16 protein-coding genes and 1 pseudogene are annotated in these 19,397 nt (G+C 69.7%); 6 read left to right on the top strand and 11 right to left on the bottom strand.

The features are described from left to right. Window positions 1-234: 234 nt before the first annotated feature. The 3 genes from ligD to L942_RS00610 are packed head-to-tail and all read right to left on the bottom strand — an operon-like array spanning window position 235 to window position 3,514. On the bottom strand, window positions 235-1,263 hold the full coding sequence (gene ligD, locus L942_RS00600) for a non-homologous end-joining DNA ligase (protein WP_037353413.1): 1,029 nt from the start codon (window positions 1,261-1,263) through the stop codon (window positions 235-237). After that, window positions 1,260-2,336 carry an ATP-dependent DNA ligase gene (locus L942_RS00605; RefSeq protein WP_200862664.1) on the bottom strand — a complete coding sequence of 359 codons (1,077 nt, stop codon included), beginning with the start codon at window positions 2,334-2,336 and terminating at the stop codon, window positions 1,260-1,262. The genes ligD and L942_RS00605 overlap by 4 nt, the downstream gene beginning before the upstream one ends. A gap of 41 nt (window positions 2,337-2,377) precedes the next feature. Next, a complete protein-coding gene (locus L942_RS00610) occupies window positions 2,378-3,514 on the bottom strand; it encodes a DUF1015 family protein (RefSeq protein ID WP_037353419.1) in 1,137 nt (378 codons plus the stop codon). An 86-nt stretch (window positions 3,515-3,600) separates the two neighbouring features. On the opposite strand from L942_RS00610, the gene L942_RS00615 reads away from it, so the two are divergent. Continuing rightward, window positions 3,601-5,127 (top strand): MDR family MFS transporter, encoded by a 1,527-nt coding sequence (locus L942_RS00615; protein WP_037353422.1) that lies wholly within the window; start codon window positions 3,601-3,603, stop codon window positions 5,125-5,127. Here the strand turns inward: L942_RS00615 and L942_RS00620 are convergent. Both L942_RS00620 and L942_RS00625 read right to left on the bottom strand, forming a co-directional pair. Beyond that, window positions 5,124-6,008, bottom strand: coding sequence for a TIGR03854 family LLM class F420-dependent oxidoreductase (locus L942_RS00620; RefSeq protein ID WP_037353425.1), 885 nt, complete (start codon window positions 6,006-6,008; stop codon window positions 5,124-5,126). The genes L942_RS00615 and L942_RS00620 overlap by 4 nt on opposite strands. 65 nt (window positions 6,009-6,073) lie before the next feature. Then, window positions 6,074-6,517 (bottom strand): MarR family winged helix-turn-helix transcriptional regulator, encoded by a 444-nt coding sequence (locus tag L942_RS00625; RefSeq protein ID WP_037353428.1) that lies wholly within the window; start codon window positions 6,515-6,517, stop codon window positions 6,074-6,076. Between the two features lie 104 nt (window positions 6,518-6,621). Here L942_RS00625 and L942_RS00630 point away from each other — a divergent pair, with 104 nt between their 5' ends. Beyond that, on the top strand, window positions 6,622-7,017 hold the full coding sequence (locus tag L942_RS00630) for a DUF5313 domain-containing protein (RefSeq protein ID WP_037353431.1): 396 nt from the start codon (window positions 6,622-6,624) through the stop codon (window positions 7,015-7,017). Window positions 7,018-7,029: 12 nt separating this feature from the next. Then, window positions 7,030-7,959: an RluA family pseudouridine synthase gene (locus L942_RS00635; protein ID WP_037353433.1), complete on the top strand. Its 930-nt coding sequence runs from the start codon at window positions 7,030-7,032 to the stop codon at window positions 7,957-7,959. On the opposite strand, the gene L942_RS00640 is transcribed toward L942_RS00635, so the two are convergent. Further along, the gene (locus tag L942_RS00640) at window positions 7,952-8,677 is read right to left on the bottom strand and encodes a class I SAM-dependent methyltransferase (RefSeq protein WP_051165639.1); all 726 of its coding nucleotides are present in this window, start codon (window positions 8,675-8,677) and stop codon (window positions 7,952-7,954) included. The genes L942_RS00635 and L942_RS00640 overlap by 8 nt on opposite strands. Window positions 8,678-8,822: 145 nt before the next feature. Next, the gene (locus tag L942_RS00645; protein ID WP_051165640.1) at window positions 8,823-9,386 is read right to left on the bottom strand and encodes a hypothetical protein; all 564 of its coding nucleotides are present in this window, start codon (window positions 9,384-9,386) and stop codon (window positions 8,823-8,825) included. A gap of 179 nt (window positions 9,387-9,565) precedes the next feature. On the opposite strand from L942_RS00645, the gene L942_RS00650 reads away from it, so the two are divergent. Together L942_RS00650 and L942_RS00655 are read left to right on the top strand one after the other, a co-directional pair. Beyond that, a complete protein-coding gene (locus L942_RS00650) occupies window positions 9,566-10,144 on the top strand; it encodes an ArsR/SmtB family transcription factor (protein ID WP_037353437.1) in 579 nt (192 codons plus the stop codon). Window positions 10,145-10,185: 41 nt separating this feature from the next. Next, window positions 10,186-10,812, top strand: coding sequence for an alpha-ketoglutarate-dependent dioxygenase AlkB (locus tag L942_RS00655; RefSeq protein WP_037353440.1), 627 nt, complete (start codon window positions 10,186-10,188; stop codon window positions 10,810-10,812). Between the two features lie 763 nt (window positions 10,813-11,575). On the opposite strand, the gene L942_RS00660 is transcribed toward L942_RS00655, so the two are convergent. Beyond that, the gene (locus L942_RS00660; protein ID WP_037353441.1) at window positions 11,576-12,853 is read right to left on the bottom strand and encodes a cytochrome P450; all 1,278 of its coding nucleotides are present in this window, start codon (window positions 12,851-12,853) and stop codon (window positions 11,576-11,578) included. A gap of 283 nt (window positions 12,854-13,136) precedes the next feature. On the opposite strand from L942_RS00660, the pseudogene L942_RS46100 reads away from it, so the two are divergent. Further along, window positions 13,137-13,331, top strand: a pseudogene (locus L942_RS46100) (ATP-binding protein); the annotation flags it as partial. Window positions 13,332-13,855: 524 nt separating this feature from the next. Here the strand turns inward: L942_RS46100 and L942_RS00665 are convergent. From L942_RS00665 to L942_RS00675, 3 genes are read right to left on the bottom strand one after another with little or no spacing between them, the layout of a single operon-like run. After that, window positions 13,856-14,743 carry an ROK family protein gene (locus L942_RS00665; RefSeq protein WP_037353443.1) on the bottom strand — a complete coding sequence of 296 codons (888 nt, stop codon included), beginning with the start codon at window positions 14,741-14,743 and terminating at the stop codon, window positions 13,856-13,858. Beyond that, window positions 14,740-17,607 carry a glycoside hydrolase family 2 protein gene (locus L942_RS00670; protein WP_037353445.1) on the bottom strand — a complete coding sequence of 956 codons (2,868 nt, stop codon included), beginning with the start codon at window positions 17,605-17,607 and terminating at the stop codon, window positions 14,740-14,742. Before L942_RS00670 ends, L942_RS00665 begins: the two co-directional genes overlap by 4 nt. Continuing rightward, entirely contained in the window at window positions 17,604-19,037 is a 1,434-nt protein-coding gene (locus tag L942_RS00675; protein WP_037353448.1) for an APC family permease, read from the bottom strand. Before L942_RS00675 ends, L942_RS00670 begins: the two co-directional genes overlap by 4 nt. Window positions 19,038-19,397 lie beyond the last annotated feature (360 nt).

Genomic DNA, 19,397 nt, shown 5'->3' on the forward strand with positions numbered 1-19,397 from the left:
ACCACCCTCAGACCGCAGAGAGGCTTCGTATCGGGGTGCAGGGCCAGGGCTGGGTGCCTCGATCGGTGGGTGCAGCGGTTGCGGATCGCGGGGGCCGGGGCCAGCGCACTAGTGGGCCGATCGGCGGGGCGTGAAGGGCTCCTTGAGGGAATCTAAGTCCGTGAAGGGGCCCCTCACGGACCGGCGCTGGTCGTGAGGGGGCCCGGAGGTAATCTGAGTATGTGAAGGAGGCCCTCACGGACTCTGCGGTTGCTCCTCGGCGGCGACCTTTTTCGCGCGGCTCGGCGCGACTCTCGGCGGTTCGTTGGGCATCTTCGGGTATACCGGGGGCCAGGGCGCGTCCATCAGCCCGCCGGCCAGGTCTTGGCGGGACATCTCCAGCAGGGGCTCAATCGACTGCGGGCGGTCGTTCGCCCCGGCCCATGGGTCTCCTCGCTCCGCGACCAGGGCGGGGACCGTCGACAAGGTCAGAGCGTCCGGTTCTACTGTGGCCAGTTCGTCCCAGGAAATCGGCGTCGAAACCTGTCCGCCCGCTCTTGGTCGTACGCACCAAGCGCCGAAGACCGTTTTGTGTGGTGCGTTCTGGTTGAAGTCCACGAAAACCCTTGAGCCGCGTTCTTCTTTCCACCATTGGGCGGTGATCAAGTCTGGGTGCCGCCGTTCCAAAGCGCGCGCCAAGGCCACTGCGGCGGCTCGCACTTCGTAGCCGTCCCAGTGCGGTTCCAGGATCGAGTACAGGTGCAATCCTCGTGAGCCCGAGGTCTTTACATAGACCTCTATCCCTAGCTCGGCGAGGAATTCTCGGACCAGCACCGCCGCCTCGCGCAGTTGCGGGAAGCCGATGCCGGGCGACGGGTCCAGGTCGATGCGGAGTTCGTCCGCGATCTGCAGTGCGGTCGCCCGGTTCGGCCAGACGTGGAAGCCCAGGCAGCCTTGGTTGACCGCCCACAGGATGTGCGCCAGGTCCGCGGCCACGAGTGCGTCGCTGGTGGTGCCGTTCGGGGTGGAGACGACGGCGGTGGTCAACCAGTCAGGCGCGTTTTTCGGCGTGCGTTTCTGGAACCACGATTTTCCGCCCGCGCCGTCCGGATAGCGTTCCAGCAGCAACGGCCGCCCGCCCAGCCGAGCCAATAGCGGCCCGGCGACCGCCTGGTAATAGCGGACCAGGTCGAGTTTGGTTTCGCCCCGCTTCGGGAAATAGACCTTGTCGGGACTGGAGATCGTCAGTTCCACGCCGTCGACATCCAGTGTCACGCCGCTCATCGGGCCTCCCCGAACAGATCCGCCAGCTCAGCCGGCGGGGCCTCTTCCAATTGTGCGTAGGTGCACGATTCCGGGGTCCGGTCCGGGCGGAAGCGCACCAACCGTCCGCCATGCCGGAAACGGCCGCCTTGCAGGTGTTCGTAGCGCACTTCGGCGACCTGTTCGGGGCGCAGCGGTTCCCACGACAGGTCCTTGTCCGGCGCCCACCGGCTGTTGGCTCCCGGACGGCGCACCTCGTCGGCCTGCCATTCCGCCCAGGTGCGCCACGGGTGCCCGTCGAGTGCGTTCTCCCGCAACGGGGCCAGCTCCTCGACCAGCTCCCGCCGTCGCGCCGCGGTGAAGCTGCTCGCGACTCCGACGTGGTGCAGCGAACCCTCGTCGTCGTACAGCCCGAGCAGCAGCGATCCGACGCCCTTGCCGTCCTTGTGCCACCGGAACCCGGCGACCACACAGTCCGCGGTGCGCTCGTGCTTCACCTTCAGCATCACGCGTTTGTCCTGCTCATACGGCAGATCGGCGGGTTTCGCCATGACCCCGTCGAAACCCGCGCCCTCGAACCGGGTGAACCAGTCCTGCGCGGTGTCCGGATCCGTCGTGAGCGGGGTCAGGTGCACCCGCTGCAAGCCGGACGAGGGGGCGAAAATCCCCTCCAACGCGCGCCGCCGCTCGGCGAACGGCTCCGCGGTCAGGTCCCGCTCCCCCAGCGCGAGCAGGTCGAACGCGACAAAACTGGCCGGGGTCTCCGCCGCGAGCTTCCGGACCCGGCTGGCCGCCGGGTGCAGCCGCAGCTGCAGTGCGCCGAAGTCCAGCCCGCGCGGCGTGACCAGCACGATCTCGCCGTCGACCACGCATTTGTCCGGCAACGCCTCCCGCAGCAGGTCGACCAGCTCCGGGAAGTACCGGGTGAGCGGCCGGTCGTTGCGCGAGCCGAGCTCGACCTCGTCGCCGTCGCGGAACACGACGCACCGGAAGCCGTCCCACTTCGGCTCGTACCAGAACCCGCCGTCGCGCGGCACCTCGTGCACAGCTTTGGCGAGCATCGGCCGCACCGGCGGCATCAGCGGTAGCTCCACCTGCGCGATCCTAAGCGGAACAGACGCTGACCTGCACCTTTTTACCAGCGCGCCAGCACCAGCCCGCCCCGCGGCTTGGGCGTGAAGTACGTGGCCTTCCGGGGCATCCTCCGCCCCGCCGCGTGCACGGCCCGCACCGTCTCGAACGGCACCGGAGCCAGCTGCACCACCGCGTCCGCGTCCGGCGGGACCGGGCTGCCCGGCAGCAGCGGACGCACGTGCGGGCCGTCCGGGTCGAGGCCCAGTGCCGAGCCGAGAAGCGTCTGCTCCACGACCTCGTGGTCGATGATCAGCGGATCCGAGCCGGGAAGCCGCACCCGCAGCACGCGCGAACCGGCCAGCACCACGGCCGTGCGAGGGCAGGCAGGCGGCGTCGCGTCGTCCGACCAGGCCACGTCGAGTCCGGCCGCTTGCCAAGCCGCGAACAGGCTCTCCGCCGAATGTCCGGCCCCGAGGAGCACCCGGTTGATCGCCCGGATCTCCAGCTGCGAACCCGCCGTGATCAACGCCAGCAGCTGCCCGCTCCCGGCCGCGGCCGCGACCCGGTGGTTTCCGTCCGCCACCAGCAGATCGCTCGCCGACGCGGCCTCCAGCAGCCGTTCCCGCATCTCCCCCGGCCGCACCACCCACAGCTCGTGCGGCAGCCCGGTGCGGTCCACAGTGGACACATCAGGATCGGCGGAACCCGTCGCCTCCTTGACCGCGGCGGTCAGCTCCGCGGCGTCGCCGACCGGCACCAGCAGCGCGGCGCTCGTCGCGCAGCCGAGACCGTCCAGCACGGCCGCGCGTTCCGCGACCACCTCCGGATAGACCTCTTCGGTGTGCTTCACGTGCGCCCCGCCCGACGTCAGCTCCCGGACGTCGACCAGGCACAGCACGCCCGCGATCGTCTCGCCGATCCGGTAAGCCGCGACGAAGCCGGTCTCCGGCCGGTAATGCCTGCTCAGCAGCCGTTCGAGCGTGGCCCGGGCCTCCGGCAGCGCGGCCTCGACGTCCAGCCCGGCCGCCAGCGCGGCGGGCGTCCGAGCCGGATGCTGCGCGGCCAGCAGCGTGTCCCCCTCGGCCGCCGCGAGCGCCCGCTTCACCGCCTCGGGCTCGGCGAACTCGTCGACGTCCGGTCCCGGCACCGCGCCCTGAACGACCCAGCCCCGCTCGATCGGCCGCACCCATCTGTCCATCGCTCCATGATGACGGCAGGCGCACGCCCGGGCACCGATCGATCGGCTGGGGAATGCTTGCGAGGGCCAAGGAGTTTATTCCCGGCATGGGTAGCACGAGCAGTCCGCCCGCGGCGAAACGCGCCGCCGTGGGCCTTCGGTCCGAGCGGGGTCCCGTCCTCGCCGCTGTCATGCTGAGCACCGGCCTCGTGGCCCTCGACAGCACCATCATCGCCACCGCGGTCCCCTCGGTGGTCCGCGACCTCGGCGGGTTTTCCCAGTTCCCGTGGCTGTTCTCGATCTACCTGCTCACCCAGGCCGTCACCGTGCCGCTGTACGGCAAGTTCGCCGACGTCCTCGGCCGCCGCCCGGTGATGTTCTTCGGCATCGCCGCGTTCCTCCTCGGCTCGGTGCTGTGCGGGGTCGCGTGGAGCATGCCGGTGCTGATCGCGGCGCGCGCGGTCCAGGGCATCGGCGCGGGCGCGGTCCAGCCGATCAGCATGACGATGGTCGGCGATCTGTACACGGTCGAGGAACGCGCCCGGGTCCAGGGCTACCTCGCCGGCGTGTGGGCGGTCGCCTCGGTGATCGGGCCGACGCTCGGCGGCGTGTTCGCGGAGTACCTCAGCTGGCGGTGGATTTTCTTCGTGAACCTGCCGCTCGGCGCGCTCGCCGCGTGGATGCTCTACCGCAAGTTCACCGAGCAGGTGAAACGCACGCGGCACAAGGTCGACTACCTCGGCGCGACCCTGCTGACGGTCGGCTGCGCGCTGCTGATCCTGGCCCTGCTGGAAGGCGGGGTCGCGTGGAGCTGGACGTCCGGGCCGAGCCTGGCGATCTTCGCCGTCGCCGTCGTGCTGCTGGTCGCGTTCGTGCTGGTCGAGCGGCGTGCGGAGGAACCCGTGCTGCCGCTGTGGGTGTTCACCCGCCGCACGCTGATCGGCGGGAACCTGGTCGCGCTGGTCACCGGCGCGGTGCTGCTGGGCTTCAGCTCGTTCCTGCCCACTTACGCCGAAGGCGTGCTCGGCACGGACGCGCTCACCGCGGGTTTCGCGCTGGCCGCCCTGACGATCGGCTGGCCGATCGCGGCTTCGCTGTCCGGAAGGATCTACCTGCGGATCGGATTCCGCGACACCGCGCTGATCGGCAGCGGATTCCTGCTCGTCGGGACGGTCCTGGCGGCGTTCCTCGGACTGGACTCGGTGGTCTGGACGGCCGCGGCGGCGGTGTTCGTGGTCGGGGTGGGACTCGGTCTTTCGTCGAGCCCGACCGTGGTGGCCGTGCAGTCCACGGTCGGCTGGGAGCGCCGCGGCGTGGTGACCGCGACCAACATGTTCAGCCGCTCGCTGGGCAGCGCGGTCGGCACGGCGATCTTCGGCGCGATCGCCAACGCGACCCTCGCGGGCCGGTTCGCGAACCCGCCCGCGGCTGTCGCCGGACATCTCCCGGAGAGCGTCGACGCGACCAGCCGCATCCTCAGCGGCGCGCACGACAACTCACCGGCGACGGCGTACGTGCGCGAATCGCTCGCCGGGGCCACGCACAACGTGTTCCTCGCGATCGTCGCCGTCTCGGTGGTGAGTGTCGTCGCGCTGCTGCTCATGCCGCGCAAAACCGAGCAGCTGACGTTCTAGTTCTGCAGCGGCCCGAGTTCGCGCACGAAATCGTCGAGGAACTGCCGGTAGTCGCCGGAGTATCCAGGCCGGACCACGAATTTCGTGAGTCCGGCCTCGATGTGCTGCTCGATCATCCGGCGCGCCCCGGCCCAGCTGGTGGGCACCAGGTCGGCGGCCGGACGGCCCGGATTGCGCTGCTCCGCCACCGCGCGCAGCCTCTCCGGGATTCCGTGCAGCGCCAGGACCATGCTCAGCCCGAAGTGGTCCGACTCGATCTCCCGACCGGCCTCCGCAGCCGCTGCCTGGATCGCCAGCCGCGCCGCCCGGGACTGCTCCGGCGTGTGGAAGCTGCCGAGCCATCCGTCGGACAACCGGCCCGCGCGACGCAACGCCGCCGGAGCCGACCCGCCGAGCCAGACGTCGAGCCGCTTCGCCGGACGCGGCCCGATCGTCACGCCGTCAACCTGGAAGAACTCGCCGTCGAACGACACGTTGTCCTGTTCGAGCAGCAGCCGCAGCAACGCGAGCGATTCGTCGAACACCGCCGCGCGCCGGCCTTCCGGCACCGGGAACAAGGCGCGTTCCGCGGGCTGTGCGGGCAGCAAGCCGAACACCGGAAGCACTCGTTTCGGAGCCAGCCCGGCCAGCGTGACCAGCTGTTTCGCCACCAGCACCGGATTGCGTCCGGGAAGGATCGCCACGCCCGTGCCCACCTTGAGCCGCTCGGTGCGCGCCAGCGCGTGCGTCATGCCGATCAGCGGATCGACGTCCGGCGAATAGACGACTTCCGACAGCCACAGCGAATCGACGCCCGCCGCCTCCGTCAGCTCGGCCAAACCGGTGAATTCCGCCGGCCCGGTCCCGAGTCCCGGCGCCACCCCCACCCGGATCTTGTCCACGCCCGCTCCGCTCTGCTCGACACGTTCTCCTCGGCAGAACCGGATCCCGGCGCGAGTTCTTCCCGCTAGGCGGTCGCTTCGATCACCCGGCCCAGCGCGGCGTGCAGTGCCTCCAGTTCGGACACCTCCATGCCGAGCCGCTCCACGACGCGATACGGGATTTTCTCCGCCTCCGCGCGCAGCTCCCGCCCCTTCTCGGTGAGCTCGACGGTGAGCTGGCGTTCGTCGGCCCGGCTGCGGCCGCGGGTCACGTACCCGATCGCCTCGAGCCGTTTGAGCAGCGGCGACAGCGTCGCGGGCTCGTGCCGCAACGCCGTGCTGAGGTCCTTGACCGACCGCGGCGACTGCTCCCACAGCGCCAGCATCACCAGGTACTGCGGGTGGGTCAGCCCGTACGGCTCCAGCAGCGGCCGGTAAATCGCGATCACGCTGCGCGAAGCGACCGACAGCGCGAAGCACACCTGCCGGTCGAGCTTCAGCGGGTCCTCGCCAAGGTCGATCTCGGCCACTCGTCCTCCTCGTGCTCGGACCCACTCTAGCGCGGGCTGCACCACACTAATAGTTAGTGTACTAATCATTAGGGTACTGTGGCGGCTGACCCCGAGGAGGCACGATGACCGACCGGCCCGGCGTTCTCCGCTGGTTCTGGTATGCCGTGAGCGGACGACTCCCCGAGCGCTACCGCGACTGGCTGCTGCACGACGCGACGTCCAAGCACTGGAAGGCCCGGCACGTCCTGCGCGCGACGGTCGGCATCGCGCCGCTGTGCCTGGTCTGGCTGCTGCTGCCGGCCCCGCTCGGGCTGCGGCTGGCGATCGTGCTGATGGCCGCGCTGGTGTCGTACTTCTACTCGTGCGCGTACATGGAAGAAAGCATCGACCACCGGTTGTCCCGCAACGGGTTCCCGCCCGGCACCGGCAAGCGGATCCGGCGGGAGAAGGCCGCCGAGGCCAACGCCGAGGCGACCGCCCGCTACATCGCGGCCTACCGGCAGGACCCCGCCGACTAGACTCGGGAGCCGATGAGACGCAAGCGCCCGGCCCCGATCCCGCCCCGGCACGGCCTGGACCCCGCACGGCTGCGGCTGCCGGAAGAGGGTCCGTGGACGACCCTGCTGGAGCACCTGGTCGAACGCCTGCCCCGGGTCGCTCCCGCGCGGATCGAGGAAATGCTGCACGAGCAGCGGATCCACGGCGAGAACGGCCCGCTGGGGATCGACGCGGCGTACGTCCCCGGTTCGTTCATCTGGTTCCACCGCGATCTGCCGGACGAGGTCCCGGTGCCGTTCGACGTCGCCGTCCTGCACCGCGACGAGCACCTGCTGGTGGTCGACAAACCGCACTTCCTGGCGACCATCCCGCGCGGACGGCACGTCCTGGAAACCGCTCTCGTGCGGCTTCGCCGTTCGCTGGACCTGCCCGCCCTGTCCCCCGCCCACCGGCTCGACCGCGTGACGGCGGGGCTGGTGATGTTCGTGATCACGCCGTCCGCACGCGGGACGTACCAGACGATGTTCCGCGATCGGCTGGTGCACAAGGAATACGAGGCGATCGCGCCCTACGATCCGGCGATGGAGCTGCCCCGCGTGGTGCGCAGCAGGATCGTGAAGGAACGCGGTGTGCTGGCCGCGCAGGAGATTCCCGGACCGCCGAATGCCGAGTCCACAGTGGAGCTTCTGGAACACCGGGCCGGGCTGGGCCGCTATCGGCTCACGCCCGCCACCGGACGCACCCACCAGCTGCGGGTCCACATGTCTTCGTTGGGGCTCCCGATCCTCGGCGACGATTTCTATCCCGAGCTGCACGAGAAACCGCTCGACGACTTCACGAAACCGTTGCAGCTGCTGGCGAAAGTGCTGGAATTCGACGACCCGCTGACGGGAGAGCGCCGCCGGTTCACCAGCCGCCGGACGCTCGCGGCATGGGAATCGCCCGAAGAGTGGGCTAGGTGACGGCTACGGCCAGGAAATGCGCGCTGGCGTTCACCAGCAGCGGGTCGCACTCGACCAGGCGGGCGCAGCGGAGGGCGGCGTCCACGCGTGCGTCGAAGTCCTCGATTCCGGCCACGTCCAGCGCGGGCCAGGCTGGACCTTCCACGCCGTAGACGGAAATTCCGGACAGCCCAGCGGTTTCCAGCTCGCCGCGAAGCTCGTCCGCCGTGTGGAAGTGCGCGGGAACGAAGCCGACGTGGCCGTCGTAGCGGCCAGTATCGATGACGGCTCGCACCGCCGGGCTCAGCTGTTCGGTGAGCCGGCCGTTGGTTCCGGACTCCAGAATCGAGAGATAACGGCTGATCGCTGCGGCGAACAAAACGCCGCCGGGGCTCAGCACGCGCCGGGCTTCGGCAAGCGCTTGCGCGCGGTCGCCAGGTTCGGTGAGGTGGTAGAGCGGACCCATGAGCAGCACGACATCCGCGGTGTCGTCCGGCCAGCTCAAGGCTCGCGCGTCGCCGACTTCCGCCGTGACGCCTTCGATTTCGGCTGCCTCCGCGACGTGTCTGGCTACCGGATCGACGACGTGCACCGAATGTCCTTCCGCAGCCAGCCATCGGGCGTGCACCCCGGTCGCCCCGCCGACGTCGAGCACTCGCCGGCTCGACGCTGGAATCACCCGGCGTACGAGTTCCCGGGTGCGCAGGAATTCCAGCCTGCCGTGCGGCGATCGGGCCAGCCGGGTGTTCTCCGTGGTTGCGGTTTCGAGTGGTCGACCACAGTCATGGCCGCAACAGTGGCCGAATTCCCCTGCCGCGGCAACGGAAATTCTCGCCGCGACGGATGCCGGGCGGCGGCAGGCACCCGTCGCGGCGAGCGGCCGATCACCTGGTCCAGAACTTGATTCCGCTCCACTGCACGGTGATCGGCCCGGCTCCGCTCGCGGTCCGGTAGGACCCGAACTTGTCGTAATAACTACCCGATGGGCTGTCGTCGGTCTGCTTCAGCGAGCCGTTGATGTATACCTTGTGGGAGCTGCCCACTTCATTGATCGTGTTGACCCGCACCGAAGTCCCGACCGTCGCGCCGGTCGCCACCGTCTGGCCGTTCTCCACGGTGTAGAGCCGGCCGCCCTTTTCCACCGCCAGCAGGAAATAGGGTCCGGCGTTCGACCCGTCGCGGAAGGTCTGCTTCAGGCTGATGCGCGAGCCGCCCATGCTCGTGATCTTGAAGGAGCCCTCGAACTGGTGGCTGCCGCCGGTGTAGGTCTCGTAGCGGCGCTCGGCCCGCTGTTCGCCGCTGCCGTCGGAGCAGGTCAGGGTGAAGGTGAGGCCGCTGATCCGGCCGCAGCCCTTCTGCTGTTCTTTATAGCTCGGCGACCAGGGTTTCCAAGTGCCTCCGCCGACCTGGGCGTCCGCGACCGGGGCGAGAATCGCGATCCCGCACATCGCCGCCGCCAGCGCTCCGCCGATCCGGGTTCTCGTGCGCACGTGCCAACCTCCGTCGAACTCAGGGCGGCGGTAGCGGTACAGGTCCAGACCACTGGCTGATCACTGTAAGTCCCCGGCCGGTCGCGGACAAGGGCGTTTCCCTTGACGACTTTGTTTGTCACTGCTTGGCTCAGGGGATGCAGGACGTCGAAGTGATCGAGGACCCCGCCGTCGCGGCGGCCGCGCTGGACCCGGTGCGCGCTCGCCTGCTGGCCGCGCTGACCGAACCGGCGTCCGCCGCGGCACTGGCCAGCCAAGTGGGCCTGACCAGGCAAAAGGTCAACTACCACCTGCGCGCGCTCGAATCGCACGGCCTCGTCGAACCGGCCGGGACCCGGCAGTGGGGCGGCCTCACCGAACGGCTTTTCGCCGCCACCGCCAGCACCTACCTCGTCTCCCCCGCCGCCCTCGGCGCCGCCGGGTCCGCCCGGGTGAAGCCGGACCGCCTGTCGGTGAGCTACCTGCTGGCGGTCGCCGGCCGGACCCTGCGCGAGGTCGCCGGGCTGGCCCGCCGCGCGGCCCGTGCGGGCAAACCGCTCTCGACGCTGACCCTGGACACGGAGATCGCCTTCGCCTCCGCCCGCGACCGGTCTGCCTTCACCGACGAATTGACCACCCTCGTGACCGACCTCGTTTCCCGCTACCACAACGAATCCGCCTCCGACGCCCGCCTGCACCGGCTCGTCGTCACCGCGCATCCGAAACCCGCCGAGTAGTTCATCCGAACAGGTGTTCGATCGTCGGGTACCCTGGGGGCATGAGTCAGGCATTCCAAGGCTCGCTGTTCGGTGCCAGCGGGCCGGCGACGCTGGGCCCGCTGTCCGGCGTCCAGCGCACCGAACTGGGACAAGGCGCGTGGATCGACGTGCTGCCCGGATGGCTCGACGGCTCGGACGAGCTGTACGAGCACCTGGCGGCCGAGGTCCCGTGGTACGCGGAACGCCGCCAGATGTACGACCGGGTGGTCGCCGTGCCGCGGCTGCTGTGCTTCTACCGGGAGCACGCGCCGCTGCCGCACCCTGTCCTCGCCGAGGCCCGGGAGGCGCTGTCCGAGCACTACGCGGCCGAACTGGGCGAACCGTTCCGCACGGCCGGGCTCTGCTACTACCGCGACGGCCAAGACAGCGTCGCCTGGCACGGCGACGACCTCGGCCGCGGCCGGACCGAGGACACGATGGTGGCGATCCTGTCGGTCGGCGCGGCCCGCCACCTGGCACTGCGCCCGAGAGGCGGCGGGGAATCGCTGCGGTACCCGCTGGGCCACGGAGACTTGATCGTGATGGGCGGGTCGTGCCAAAGGACGTGGGAACACGCGATCCCGAAGACGGCCCGGGCGGTGGGGCCGCGGATCAGCATCCAGTTCCGGCCGAGAGGGGTGCGATGAGCTGACCGGGGCGGATCGGGAGGGAGCCGTGAGCGGGCTGGGTGACGGGTCTCCGGTCGCTCGCCGGTAGTCAGACGCGCGGCTGCGCCACCTTCTCCCGCAAGCAGAACACTTCCGGTTCAGCCGTGCTGCTCCCGCGAACTGGACAGTGCCGGTTCAGCCTGGCTGCTCCTGCCAGCAGAACACTGGCGGTTCAGCGGGGCCGCTCCCGCCAGCAGAGCACCGCCGGTTCAGCCGGGCCGTTCCCACGAGCAAAGCACCGCCAGCTCAGCCAGCCCACTCCCGCCAGCACAACACCGCAAGCTCAGCCCTGCGCTCCCTCGAGCAGAACACCGCCAGCTCAGCCGGGCGGCGTTGAGTACCGCACTCTCTGTGTGCGAGACATCAGCGCTCGCTGGTTCGCTCGTGCCGCCTTGTGGAGCAGGAGCGGGCCGTCGGTGACACCCCTGTCGTCGCCGGTGTACCCGCCCGGCTGAGCCGCCCACCGCATGCGGCAGTGGGTGGGCAAGCGCGCCAACGGTCACGGCAGTGCGGCGAATCCTCAGCACCGACCGGCCGCCAGCCCTTGGTGCTGCACGGTCCGCGTGCGAGAGCCGCTTCGGCCATCCCCGCGAAAGCCGTGCGCACCGACCGACCACCAACCCCTAGCCAGGCACTTCAGCCACCCCAGCCAGAGCCGCGCGCACCCCGTACACCGGCCAGCCAGTCACCGGCTCGACCGAGGGCAACCGCGTCAGCCGTCGCGGCGGTCAGCGATCCGGTGTCAGTCCACCAGCACCGGCAAGGAATCGAGCCCGTACACGATCGACACCTTGCGGAAGGCCAGCTCCTCCGGCTCCACCGCCAGGCGCAGGTTCGGGAATCGCCGGACCAGCGCCGGGTACGCTGCGCGCAGTTCCATCCGGCCCAGTTCCGCGCCGATGCACCGGTGGATCCCGTACCCGAAGGCCAGGTGCGAGGACGGCTCGCGGGTCGGGTCGAAGCGGTCCATGTCGCCCTTGCCGAGCACCGGGTCGCGGTCCGCGACCGACAGCGACACCAGCACGATGTCGCCCTCGCTGATGTGCACGCCCGCGATGTCCATGTCCTGCTTCGCGAACCGCGGGAACGCCATCTGCACCACGGTCAGGTAGCGCAGCAGTTCCTCGACGAACCGGTGCACCGAATCGTCATCGCCCCGGACCGCTTCGAACGCGACCGGGTCGCGCAGCACCACCAGCGCGCCCAGTGCCAGCATGCTCGCCGTGGTCTCCAGGCCGCCGGTGAGGAGGCCGTCCGCGAGACCGGCGAGTTCGCGGTCGTCGATCTCGTCGCCGTGCTCCTTGATCAGCATGCCGAGCAGGCCGTCGCCGGGCTGTTCGCGCTGTTTGCGCACGATCTCCAGCAGGTATCCCAGCGACTCCGAGATCGCCCCCAAGGACGCGCCCGCGCCGCTGAACAGGTCGAACCGCGCGGTGCTCAGCCGCTGGAAGTCCGCCCGGTCTTCATAGGACACGCCGAGCAGCTCGCAGATCGTCAGCGACGGGATCGGCAGCGCGAACTGCTCCCACAGGTCCACCGGCCCGTCCGCGGCGGCCATCGCGTCCAGCTGGTCCGCGACGATCTCGTCGATCCGCGGCGTGAGCCGGGAAAGCCGGCGCATCGTGAACTCGGGCGTCAGCAGCTTACGCAGGCGGGTGTGGACCGGCGGGTCGGCGAATCCGAGGCCGCCCGGGTTCTGGTCCTCGGTGACGCCCGCGTTGCCGACGAGGTTCGTGAAGTCGTTGCTGAACTCCGTGCCCTTCCCGAGGACGGCCTTGGCCTCCTCGTACCCGGTCACCAGCCAGGCGTTCATCCCGAACGGCAGGTCCAGCTTGCTGATCGGCGCCTCGGAGCGCAGCCGGCCGAGGCCCGGAACCGGGTCGAGACCCTGGCGGCGCAACGGCTCCAGCGCCGAATCCGGCAGCAGTGCCATTTTCTCGAGATCGAAACCGCGCTTCTGCTGGCGGGCGAGGTACCGGCGGCCGGCCCAGGCGAGGATGCGCGAACGGAGACTCCCCATGGCCGCGACAGTACCGCAACCACCCCTTCCGCCGGTCCCGGGCGGAGACGGCCGTCACGCCGTGACCAGCCCCGGTCCACAGTGGACTCCGGTCACTCGGTCAGGTGACCGGAGCCCGGGAATTGTCAGACCCGCCGGACAGAATGGCCCGCATCGGCATCGGCTTGCGTGACCAGGCGGTCGCAGTCGGTGAAAGCACGCGAGTCCGGGAGCGACTCACAGAAGAAAGGGAGGAACCGGACATGACTGCGGCGCTGATCGGGCGGACCACCCCGCCGCGGCCTTGCGTGCGCCGCTCTCGCGCGCCACGGCCAGCCGCGGCGGCCTGGCCTTGGTCGCCGGTGAGGCCGGAATCGGCAAGACCACGCTGGTCAGCGCACTGCCCGACGACACGCGCGAGGCACGCGCGCTCGTCCTCGGTGGCACCTGCCGAGAGCCCGGCACCGGGCCCGGGTACCGGCCACGGGCCCAGTACCGAAGCACACTGGCCGACGACGCGCACGAGGCAGCCACGCTCGTCCCTGGCCGCACCTGCCGGGAATCCAGCGCACGCCCGCGTACCGACCAGCGGCCCCGGCACCAAAGCACACCAGCCCACCACGCACCCGAGACAGGCCCACTCGACCCCTGCCGCACCCGCCGGGAATCCAGCACCACGCAGGGATACCGGCCACGGGCCGACACCAAAGCACACCAGCCCACCACGCACGCGAGACAGGCCCACTCATCCTCAGCGGCACCCGCCGAGAGCCCTGCGCCACGCCCAGGTACCGGCCATGAGCCCAGCACCAAAGTGCACCGGCCCACAACACACACGAGCCAGCCACGCCCGACCTCGGCGACACCTGCCACGAATCCAGCACCACACCCGAGCACCAACCATGGACCCGGCACCGAGACACTGGACCGCGCGAACGGGCCGTCGCCAGCTCGCCGAAGCCATCAGCGGTTGGTGCCCGTGACCGGCGGAGCGCGAAGGCCAGCCCCGCCGGTCACGGAGTCTCACTCGCGCAGCGCCAAGGCCACCGCGCCCAGCAGCGAAGCGTCCTGGTCGAACCGGGCGGGCACCAGCTCCGGCGGGAACGGCACCGCCGCCGCCAGGCGTTCCCGCAGGGCAGGCAGCAGCACATCCGCCGACCGGACCAGCCCGCCGCCGACAGCGATCCGGGACGGGTCGAAGGCGATCGCCAGGTTGGCCACGTGCATCGAAAGCTCGTCCAACGCGGAGGTGACCAGCTCCTTGGCCTCCGTGTTTTCCCGCGCCAGCGCGAACAACTCCCCCGCCGTGACCGGGCGGCCGAGCAGCGCGGATGCCCGCGTGCCCAGCCACCGGCCTCCGACGGCTTCTTCCAGCGGCGCCGCTCCGCTGGCGAATCCGTCGGTGTCTTGGGGGGTGCGCAGGTTGTACCCGATCTCCCCGGCCGCCCCGTTCGCGCCGGTCAGCAGGCGGCCGCCGACCAGGACCGCGGCGGCGATGCCGGTGCCCAGGGACAGGAAGACCGCGGGATCGGCGCCGGCCAGGGTGCCCCAGGTCCATTCCGCCAGTGCCGCGGCTTTCGCGTCGGTCCCCACCGCGATCGGGACCGAGGGGAAGGCCTCCGCCACCAGGTCGGCCAAGCGGAGTTCTTCCCAGCCGGGCACGTTCGGGGCCAGCAGGATCCGGTCCGGCAGCACGATTCCCGGGCTCACCACCCCGATCGCGGCTGGCCGGGCGCCCCCGGCCAGCTCGGCGGCGGCGGCCAGCGCCCGGGCGACCACCTGTCCGGCGCCCGCTTCGGCGTCGGTGTCCAGGCGGCGCGTGGCGAGCAGCGTGCCGGTCCGGTCGGACAGACCCAGCGCCACTTTCGTGCCGCCGAAGTCGATGCCCAGGATCAGATCGTCCGATGTCACTCGCGGGTCCCCTCGATGACCGGCGGGACAGCGCCCTGGCTGTCCCGGTGCGGACCGGCCGGCACCACGACCCGGCCGGTGTTGAACCCGTCGACGCTGACGGTCGGGGCCGCGCCGCGGAGGTCGGCGGCCCGGTAGCGGACGGTCAGCGTCTGCGACTGGCCCGGCCACAACGTGATGTCGTTGTCGTCCCACGTCGCGGCCGGCAGCTGCGACCCGTCGGCGGAGCGGCGCAGGTCCGCGCGCAGGAAGAAGCTGACCGCGGAAGTCTTGGAAGTGTTGGTGACGGTGACCGTCGTCGCGGTGTCCGTGCCGTCCGGGCCGCGCGCCGGGCGGGTCGACGCGGTCACGCCGATCTGCGACTTCGGCAGCTCGCGCAGGGCGGTGAGATCGCTGTACTGGCTCATCGTGGCCTGCGGGTTCTGCAGGGTCTTCGCCCAGTCCACGACGTCCTTCTGCGTGGACATCCAGTAGACGTTCCGGTCCACGACCTTCCCGGCCTGCCGCACCTGCAGCTCCACGAAATACACCTGCGCCCGCGCCGGCGCCTTCGTCTCCGCCGGGACCTTCGGCTTCAGCAACCCGGTCGCGACGCCCTGGCTGTCCAGCGAAACCGCCGGCGCGGTCTGGTCGTCGAGGACCTTGCCCGCGGTGTCGTACACCTTGGCCTGCACGGAAATCCCGCTCTGCCGCGCAGCGCCCAGGTTCGACAGCGCGACCGTGCCGGTGTCATAGGCGTACAACGCGTGCAGCGGCTTGTTCGCCTTCTGCGCACCGAAATACGCCCCCGGCTGGTCGCCGTCGTTGTTGTACAGCGACCACAGCAACGTCGGCCAGCCCTTGTTCAGCTGCCAGTACACCACGCCAGTCGACGGATTCTTCTTGTCGTTGGCGTGCGCGAGGAACGCTTCGAACTGGGAACGGGTGTTCTCGTAATTCGCGATCTGCGCGGACCCCACATAGGACTCGAGCGAATCCCATGTGCCGTACCGGTGCGCGATCGACTCGTCCAGGGTGTACAGCGTGCCGAACTTGTAGCCGCCGTGCCCAGGCTCGTAATTCGCGTGGTACTGGTTGTACCCCGGGTCCTGCCACAGCTTCGCCTGCTCTTCGGGCGACAGGAACCGCCGGAGTGAATCCAGCGTCGGGACGGTGTGCCCGGCGCTCTGCTCGCTCGCGAAACCCCAGGCGCCGCCGGCGTTCGTGCGGCTCGGGTCGGTCTTGTCGAAGGTCGACGAGTCGTACCAATACGCTGGCGGGACCCAGTCGTACGGGCCTTCCTTCTCCCCCGACGGGCCGAGCGTCTTCGTGCTCTTGTATTCCGCCGACGCGATCACCGGCACGTCCCAGTCGGCTGCCTTGAACGCGCTCAGCGTCTCGGTTTCCTGGCGCGGGATCGGCTCGTTGTCGCTCCAGCCGTACGTGATCACACTGGGGTGAGTGCGTTCTCGCTGCGCGATCGAGTACGCGGAATCGTGCATGATCCGGTAGTCGCGGTCGGTCAGTTTCTCCGGATGCTCCGGCTGCCAGGCGTCGCAGCAGAGGAATCCGCCGAGCACCAGCAGTCCGGCGCGGTCGGCCTGCTCGTAGAAGTCCGCGGGCATGTCGTGGCCTTCGAGGCGGACGCCGGACAGGCCGAGGTTCTTGATCAGCGCGAGCTGGTGCGCGATGTCGGCCTTGTCGTAGCGCAGGAACAGGTCCGGCGCGAAACCGCCGCCGCGGAACACGAAGTCGCGGCCGTTGACCGCGAACTTCCGCGCGCCGTCCGGCAGCGCCGGGGACTTGCCGATCAGCTTCGACGTCACCGTCCGGATCCCGAACGTCTCCGACGAAGAGGTGGACACCACGCCGCCCTGCGAAACTGTCGTACCCAGGGTGTACAACGGCTGGGCACCCATCGAGTACGGCCACCACACCTGAGGCTTGACGATCTTCAACTGCGGGAACTCCGCCGGCGTGAACGTCACGGTTTGCTTGGCGTGCGCGGGAACCGTGACGCTCCGCTTCGCCACGATCGGCCGGCCGCGGTCCGGCGGCGTGACGGTGGCGGTGACCTCGCCGGTCTGCGGCGTGTCCGCGTCATTCGTGACATCGACCTTCGCGGTCAGCGAGGACGTCGACAGATCCGCCGCGTTGTCCTGCACGACGTGCGCGTTGTCGCCGCTCAGCGCGTCCGACAATTGCAGCGTCGGCGGGAACTGCAGACCGGTGTTGTTGTCCGGCACGATCTGCGCCCAGTCCGCCTGGTCGAGCGTGTACATCGAATTCGGGTCGTTCGGGTACATCTTGACCGCGAGCGTGTTCTTGCCCGGCCGCAGAAGTTTCGTGACGTCGAAGGTGTGCCCCGCGTACGCGCCGCTCACCACGTCCTTGCCCGCGACGAGCGTGCCGTTGAGCCACACGTCGCCCTCGCCGACGACGCCCGGGATGGTCAGCTTCGCGTTCTTGCCCGGCCGGAAACCGGGGTCGAAATCGGTGCGGAACCACCACGGGTCCTTGAACTGCTTCGTGACGACCGGCCCGCGCTTCGTCTGATAGCCGAAGCACTTGCGCATGTTGTCGGAGTAAAAGACGTCCGGGCACTTGCCGTTTTGCACCAGCGCGTTGATCTCGGTGCCCGGTGCGCCCGCGTCGTCCGCCTTCACCTTCAGCCAGCCCGGCGTCGGATAACCCGGCTTCGACACCACCGTGCCGTCGTCCTTGACCTGCGCGGTCGTCAGCACCTGCCAGCCGCCGAGTCCGATCGTCGACGGACCTTGCGGACGGGACGCCGCCGCTTCCGGTTGCTGCGCGGACGCAGTGGCCGTGACGATGCCGGGAACGAGGACCAGCGCGGCGATCCCGGCGATCAGCGGTTTCTTCACGACTCCACCCCCGCGGACTGGGAAGCGAATGCTTCGCGGATTTCCTTGGGTCCGAACGGCCACACCTTCTCCTTCGAGGCATAGATCAGGAAGGCGGCGATCCCGAGGACGATCCAGCCGATGGAGAGCCAGATCGAAAGCCAGCTGGCCGAGATGTACACGTAAACCCAGCCGGCCAGCGCGATGATCGTCGGCACCGGATACAAAACCTGCCGGTACGGCCGCTTGAGATGCGGTTGCCGGCGCCGCAGCACGATGATCGCCGCGACCTGCGCCAGCGACTGGATGATCACCAGCACGGTGACCGCCGCGTTGATGACGTCGGTCAGGGTGAACAGCGAACCGATCGCGGTGATGATCCCCATGGTCAGCACGCCCGCGGTCGGGAGGTTCAGCTTCGGGTGCAGTTTGCCGAACACCGGCAGGAACACCTTGTCGCGCGCGGCTTCGAACGGCACCCGCGAACCGCCGAGCAGACCGGCGAACACCGAACCGACCGCGGCGATCACGATGAAGACGGTGACGATCTTCGCGGTCGCCGAACCCCACGCCTGCTCCAGCACCGACGACGCCACCGACGTCGCGTTCTTGAGTTCCTCCAGCGGAATCGAGCCGAGGACGCCGACCTGCAGCAGGAAATAGAGCGTCATGATGCCGAGGATGGAGAAGATGATCGAGCGCGGGAGCGTGCGGCCCGGATCGCGGACCTCGCCGCCGAGATAGGCGCTCGTGTTGTAGCCGAGGTAGTCGTAGACCGCGATGACCAGGCCCGCGCCGAGGCCGGCCCAGAACGCGCCGCCCGAGCCGAACGCGCCCGGGGTGAAGGCGAACGCCTGGTGCGCGTCGAAGTGCGTGAACGCCGCGACGATCACCGCGAAGACCGCGAACAGCATGATCAGGAACAGCGCGGTGGTGAGCTTGCTGATCTGGCCGATCCGGCGGAACAGCGCGAGCACGATCAGCACGACGAGGCCGATGCCGATGAGCTTGCCCAGCGGGGTGACGCCGCCCGCGTCGGTCACGCCCGGCACGAGGTAGCCCAGGTACTGGACCAGCCCGATGATGCCGGTGGACATGATGAGCGGGATGAACAGCACCGCGCTCCAGGCGAAGAGGAACGGCATCAGCCGCCCGGAGCGGTACTGGAACGCTTCGCGCAGGTAGATGTAGGTTCCGCCGGCCCCGGGCAGCGCCGCGCCCAGTTCGGCCCACACCAGCCCGTCGGCGAGCGCGATGATCGCGCCGATGATCCAGCCGAACATCGCCTGCGGGCCGCCCATGGTCGCGACCATCGCGGGGATGGTGACGAACGGGCCGATCCCGCACATCTGCGTCATGTTGATCGCGGTCGCCTGCAGCGGCCCGATCCGGCGTTCGAGACCGTTCCCCGGAAGGGTCGCGGAGTCCCCCGGGCGGGTGGGTGAGCTCACGTCGTGCCTCCATCCAATAGTTAGTAAAGCTTCTTAACATATATGGAACGCGGCGCGGAAGAGCTGCGTCCGGAAAGTTGCCGAAACCGGTGCGGGAGTGGGAGAAGGGGACGGTGGGACACGCCGCCCCGCTGGGACGGGAAGGGCCGCGCGAGCACGAGCGGAGAACCGGCTGACCTGGTTGCCGGGCCAGCCGTCTACCCCACGGCAACGTTCGCCAACCAGTCTGTCCGACCGACCGCATCCGGCGACCCCCGCCGTCCGCCGGGAACCTCGAGCACGCGGAGAGCGGCTGGCCCGCGACTAGCGGAAACACATTCACCCCGGCGCGCCGCGGAGGCGGATGGCGACCCCGCGCGG

Source organism: Amycolatopsis orientalis DSM 43388 (genome assembly GCF_000411975.1).
In the GTDB taxonomy this organism is placed as follows: domain Bacteria; phylum Actinomycetota; class Actinomycetes; order Mycobacteriales; family Pseudonocardiaceae; genus Amycolatopsis; species Amycolatopsis orientalis_D.